Annotated in this window: 6 protein-coding genes and 2 pseudogenes; 5 read left to right on the top strand and 3 right to left on the bottom strand. The window is 34.8% G+C overall.

Annotated features, from left to right (window positions below; genetic code table 11):
* Nucleotides 1–69: 69 nt before the first annotated feature.
* Nucleotides 70–1,044 (top strand): alpha/beta hydrolase, encoded by a 975-nt coding sequence (locus V7183_RS21460; RefSeq protein ID WP_335360769.1) that lies wholly within the window; start codon nucleotides 70–72, stop codon nucleotides 1,042–1,044.
* Complete coding sequence (locus V7183_RS21455) at nucleotides 1,041–1,697, top strand: LysE family translocator (protein ID WP_335360768.1); 657 nt, start codon at nucleotides 1,041–1,043, stop codon at nucleotides 1,695–1,697. The genes V7183_RS21460 and V7183_RS21455 overlap by 4 nt, the downstream gene beginning before the upstream one ends.
* A 185-nt stretch (nucleotides 1,698–1,882) precedes the next feature.
* Here the strand turns inward: V7183_RS21455 and V7183_RS21450 are convergent, their stop codons facing one another.
* Both V7183_RS21450 and V7183_RS21440 read right to left on the bottom strand, forming a co-directional pair.
* Nucleotides 1,883–2,047: a hypothetical protein gene (locus V7183_RS21450; protein ID WP_154724644.1), complete on the bottom strand. Its 165-nt coding sequence runs from the start codon at nucleotides 2,045–2,047 to the stop codon at nucleotides 1,883–1,885.
* A gap of 129 nt (nucleotides 2,048–2,176) precedes the next feature.
* On the bottom strand, nucleotides 2,177–2,941 hold the full coding sequence (locus tag V7183_RS21440) for a LacI family DNA-binding transcriptional regulator (protein WP_335360770.1): 765 nt from the start codon (nucleotides 2,939–2,941) through the stop codon (nucleotides 2,177–2,179).
* A 151-nt stretch (nucleotides 2,942–3,092) separates the two neighbouring features.
* Here V7183_RS21440 and V7183_RS21435 point away from each other — a divergent pair, with 151 nt between their 5' ends.
* The 3 genes and pseudogenes from V7183_RS21435 to V7183_RS21425 form a co-directional block, all read left to right on the top strand.
* Complete coding sequence (locus tag V7183_RS21435; protein ID WP_335360767.1) at nucleotides 3,093–3,848, top strand: HAD family hydrolase; 756 nt, start codon at nucleotides 3,093–3,095, stop codon at nucleotides 3,846–3,848.
* Nucleotides 3,849–4,130: 282 nt separating this feature from the next.
* Nucleotides 4,131–4,529 (top strand): BlaI/MecI/CopY family transcriptional regulator, encoded by a 399-nt coding sequence (locus V7183_RS21430; protein ID WP_097899452.1) that lies wholly within the window; start codon nucleotides 4,131–4,133, stop codon nucleotides 4,527–4,529.
* 2 nt (nucleotides 4,530–4,531) lie between these two features.
* Nucleotides 4,532–5,293 (top strand): annotated as a pseudogene (locus tag V7183_RS21425) (M56 family metallopeptidase); the annotation flags it as partial.
* 54 nt (nucleotides 5,294–5,347) lie between these two features.
* Here V7183_RS21425 and V7183_RS21420 read toward each other — a convergent pair.
* Nucleotides 5,348–5,776, bottom strand: a pseudogene (locus V7183_RS21420) (Tn3 family transposase); the annotation flags it as partial.

Here is a 5,776-nt window from a genome sequence, read left to right as displayed (position 1 = left end):
AAATAGATATTATTATCTATACTATAAATATCTTGATTATAAGTACTATTAGAAAAAGGAGGAAAACTGATGGAATTGAATCCCAAAATTAAATCTATTCTCAATAAAATAAATTCAAAAGAATCTCGTCCTCTACATTTACTTTCTGTTCAAGAAGCACGAGGACAAGTGAAGAACCCTTATTTGACAACACCTGTGAACCCAAGACTCTCAGGAAATGAACGTGTCACAACAAAAAAAATAAATGGACCATTTGGAGAGATACCGATTAGGGTTTATACGCCTCCTGATTCAGGGAACTTCCCTATTTTGATTTACTTTCATGGAGGTGGATGGGTGCTTGGCAGTCTAAATGGAGTCGACACGATTTGTCGTAGAATTACACAAAAAGCTAGAGTTATCGTGGTTTCAATTTGTTACCATCTTGCACCGGAATACAAGTTTCCTGATCCAGTATATGAAGCATTGTTCGTAACTCAGTGGGTTTACAAACATGCAAAAGATATCCAAGGTGATTCTACTTTATTAGCAATCGGAGGTGACAGTGCTGGGGCTAACCTTGCCGCTGCAGTAACCCTTAAATTGAAACAAGCAAAGAGCCCAAAACTGTGCGCCCAACTTCTTATTTATCCGATAACAGATTGCCGTCTACAATCTGAAACTTATAAAGAATACGCAACGGGGTATCTTCTTACTTATGACGCTATGAAATGGTTTTGTGGACACTATCTTTCATCACCAGAGGATATAAATAATCCTTTTGCTTCACCGCTACTAAGCGTCGACTTGAGTGGCTTACCTCCAGCTTACATTGTGACAGCTGAATTTGATCCTGCTAGAAGCGATGGCGAGCAATATGCAAACCGTTTAAGAATATCTGGAGTACCTGTTATTTTACGAAGATATGAAGGGATGGTTCATGATTTTATGTCATTTGCTGATCCGCCTTGGGAGATTAAAGAAGCAATTGAAGCGATTGAAGCGATTGATGATACTGCTATCGGTATCAGAGACCTACTCTATAATGGGAGGATTGCGAAATGAACATAAATCACTGGACATTCATCGTCACATCTATTTTGCTAATCTTGTCTCCAGGAATCGACACCGCTCTTGTAACAAAAAATACAATCACTTTCTCTACGAAAGGAGGATTACTCACTGCATTGGGGATAGCTAGCGGAATTCTTGTACATACAATTGCCACCGGAATTCTTGTACATACAATTGCCACCGGACTTGGATTATCCTTATTATTAATGCAATCTGCCAAACTGTTCGTCATTATTAAAGTTATCGGTGCAGTATATCTTATTTTTTTAGGAATATCCTCTTTTAAAAATAGTAATCAGGACCATGTTAGAGTTGGGAAATCAACAGTCACATCATCATATGATGTTTTTTCGCGCCTTTATAGACAGGGAATCTTAACAAATGTTCTCAATCCTAAGGTTGCCTTGTTCTTTTTAACATTTCTTCCTCAATTCACGAATACAACGCAAAGTTTTTTTCCTCAAGCCTTGTTGCTGGGGCTGATATATTCTGGACTAACATTGGGGTGGTTCATCTGTTACATCTCCATTATGAAATTGTTCAGAACGTGGATTTTAAAGTCAGCTGTCCAGCGTATTATGGAGCGAATAACAGGTGTAGTTCTAATCTGTTTAGGACTAAAACTTGCAATGGGAACAAAATAAAAAGGCTTTTTGAATTTTTGAAAGTACGTTGCATTCTTATTATCATAAGAGAATAGTGACGTGCTTTTAAAAAGGATAATATGAGTACTTCAATTATGCCAAATTACCTTATGAGTCAAAATATTATTTATAGCTAAACTTTAAATTAAAAGATGGTTCGGGTTTAAATACCGAAACCATCTTTTTTAGACTGTTCTATTCATTAAATCCTCTATTGATACACCCTCATAAAATAATGCGATTTTCTTATAATCTTTGCTGTTCCCTGCTTCCATTAAATTCTCTTTTGTACCTGCATATTTTTCTATAACTAATGAATCTCTCAAGGCTATTGCTTTTTCTCCACACATTTCACTAACCCCGCTTTCAAGGTTTTTTTGCATTGTTCATACGTTTTGGGAGTTCCTTTCCCAATGTAGCGAATCACTTGTTCGTTCCCCCATAAGGAAACGTAAAAATCTAAATCATCCATTGGATATTTACGAAATTGTAAACGATTTGTGTGGAACATATTCTTCCTTCCTTCTTGTCGATTCCCTTTCTATAACTGAAATAGGCAATTGTAGCCTTTGTGTACGCTCTCCTTGTGATTGTTTATGTAATAATGCGATAGAAGTCTTTGCCATACTTGCAATAGAGGTATGGATGGTTGTTATATTAGGATTCATCATCATCGAAAGTTCCTGATTATCGAATCCAATCACACCAAAATCCTTTGGAACACAAATTCCCATTCGCTGCGCCTTACTTTTTAATGTATCGTAACAAAATCCAATGCGTGTATATCCTTTTTCTAAAAGATGCTTTGTTCCTAAATACCCTGCCCGTTCTTCATCAAATTGAACTGTTGATATCAATTCTGTTTCTACATGCTCATTGCATATAACAATTGTACCTGAAGTGCTTGCACATTCAATCTCCTCTATTGGCAAAGAAAGTGTAGCAAAAATAAGCCCATCTAACTTCTTCGTTCTTACGTATTGTATAAACTCCCTTTCCCTGTTCGTATCAAAATTTGATTGTAATATCACAACATCATAACAATCTCCTTTTAAAATATCACTTATTTCCTGAATAAGTTGGCTAAAAAATGGATGGTGTAAACTCGGTACTACTACACCGATTAAATTTGTTTGCAGACGACGTAAATCTTTCGCTACCGCCACGGGAACATAATTCTTTTCATCAATAATTGCTTGCACTCTTTCTCTTAACTCTGAACGAACATACGGATGATGATTGATTACACGAGAAACAGTCGCTTTAGAAACTCCAGCTAATTTGGCGATATCTTCAATTGTAAAAATCGTAAATTCCCCCTTGACCTGTAACGCATTTCAGAATGTACAGTATATAGTGTGTTATATATCTATTATAAATGAGGTGACCTTAAATATGGGGGAAATTCAAATTTCAGGAGAAATCATTGATGCAAAAGCTGTTGCTTTCGATAAGGATGGTACGTTATTTCAAGCTATCCCGTTCTGGTATGAAATTGATAGACTACGAAAATATAAATTTTTACAAATTGTCGGCGAAGAATACGAGTCACTTTGGGAAAAAGCAGTTGGTTTTATACATCCTGATCAAGTTGATTTTAAAGGATTATTAGCAGTTGCATCAGAAGAGGATGAAATCATTGTTACCTCGAGCCTGCTATATCAAATAACAAAATATCCATGGCATCGCTGTAAGGAACTTGCCGCTGCTATTTTTAAAGAAAGCGATGAAGAGTTATGTATCGAAAAAGCTTTTCATCCGGTTCAAGGATCGGCTGACTGTATAAGTTCCTTGCAAAGTGAAGGAATTTATGCAGGTATTTTAACATCAGACAATAAATTACGAACAAAAAGGTGTATAGAACTTCTTCACATACCACATCTACATTTTCTTCTTACTCCAGAGGATGTAGCATGCGGAAAGCCAAACCCAGAGATGATTATAAAAACATGCAAACAACTTGGAATTCAAACAAAGGAACTCATTATGATTGGAGATACTGTTGTTGATGTAAAAATGGCCAAAGATGCAGGCAGTATTGCTGTAGGTATTGCAAGTCACAAACATGCAATAGAAGAATTAACACCATATGCTGATTTTATTATTACAGCTTACACTGATATTCAAGTTTTAGCTAAAAAAACGCAGTAGACAAAACTGTCTACTGCGTTCGTATCATAATTAGCATATAGGGTGTTTTTGCCCATCCCCTCGAAAAGGGGGAATAAGGGTAAAGTGTAGGTCTCAATTTAAACTTATTCAAAATATTGCTGCAAATATTAATAGGAGAAACCCACACATTTTGAATGTTACTTAACCCATAAACTTGCCATAAGTATTTAAGTAACCCAAAATATGGTTGACAATTAATGATTACGTTTGTAATATCACTTTATAGATTACAAATGTAATACAAGGGAGGAATTCTACATAATGAAAGAATTACCTAAAATCTCTGACGCTGAGTTGGAAATTATGAAAGTTCTTTGGTCAAAATCTCCTCAAACAGCAAATGAAGTGATTGAGTCTCTTCAGATAACAACGGATTGGAAACCTAAAACAATTCGAACGCTTATTAATCGATTAGTACAAAAAGAAGCTGTTTCATACCATCAAGATAAAGGTCGTATGTATGCGTATTATCCTTTAGTGTCGCAAGATAGTTATCTACAAGTAGAAACAAAGTCTCTGCTCAAGCGCTTCTACGGTGCGGCATTTAAACCTTTATTTGTGAATTTTTTAAAAGAAGAAAAGCTATCTTCAGAAGACATTAACGAACTTAAACGTATTCTGGACAAGAAGACTGAGGAGAATCACAGGAAGGATAGATAATAATGATAGATATCTTTGCAAACGTCTATTTACCTAGCTTTTTTGATTGGTTGATAGAAACCTCAATTATGGCCAGTATAGTAGTTGGTTTAATCCTATGTGTCAAAATCTTACTTAGAAATAAGTTAACCCCACGATGGCAGTATATGTTATGGATGATATTAATTATAAGGCTTTTATTACCATGGTCACCAGATAGTTCCTACAGCATCTATTCTCTCCTTTCTGACAATAATGGAACTGCTGTTACCTTTCACCAAGATCCTGTAGCTGTTTCTTCTGCAAAAGAAAGTATGCAAGACAAAACATATATAGAAGACACCAGAAAAGAGAATACCTACACACCTAGTTCAACACAACAAGACGAAGAAAGTAAGAAACAAACATACAGTAATCAAAATCAAAATGATGATACATTTTCACTTTATACAACCACTTTATATATTTGGCTTGCCGGGGTTATCATTCTAACTTTTGCAACTGTCATTATCAATAGGCGTTTACTTTTCTACATAAAAAAACAACCTGTTATTACAGATGAAAAGATCGTCAAAATCTTTGAGAACTGTAAGAAATCTCTGTCTGTTCAGCAGGATATCCCTCTGCTCTTAGCTGGGAAAATTTCAAGTCCAACTGTATTCGGATTCTTCAGACCGAGGGTCGTATTATCAAATTCACATATGAAAGTATTAAATACACAACAACTACAACATATTTTTTATCATGAATTGGCTCACATTAAACGAAGAGATGTTGGTGTGAATTAGCTTATGCATGGCTTACTCATTTTAAATTGGTTTAATCCGCTTCTTTGGTACGCCTACTTTCTTGAAATCCCCCTGATTTTCTGTGTAATAGGTATATATCTGTTCTTTAGCAAAGGATAGTATATCATCGTTGTATTTCCTCATTTTATAAATAAAACTATTAATCAAGTTATCGTTCATTCTTTGATAACGATGAAAAATAAAGCAAAGTAAATAAATATAAATAAGGGATTCATCAAACTGTTTTAATTTATATACGGAATAATATTCTACTAAAGAAGCGTAGTATTTAATACTTTCATTAGATATTTTTAGTTGAGGCAAAATTGTATTGGCCAGTTGAAAGAGAGAATGGATGTCTTTTCCACATTCAATTTCACGTTTAATTTCATTCATACTAAAATCTTTAGGTTCATGTTTTATCCGAGTAATCTCATATAATCCAGAAGAATTATATAATAATTCTTTTAAATACTGTTT

It is taken from the genome of Bacillus sp. JJ1127 (assembly GCF_036965845.1).
Taxonomy (GTDB): domain Bacteria; phylum Bacillota; class Bacilli; order Bacillales; family Bacillaceae_G; genus Bacillus_A.
Note: the sequence above shows the minus strand (reverse complement) of the source record. Positions and strands in the feature narration are given on the sequence as shown.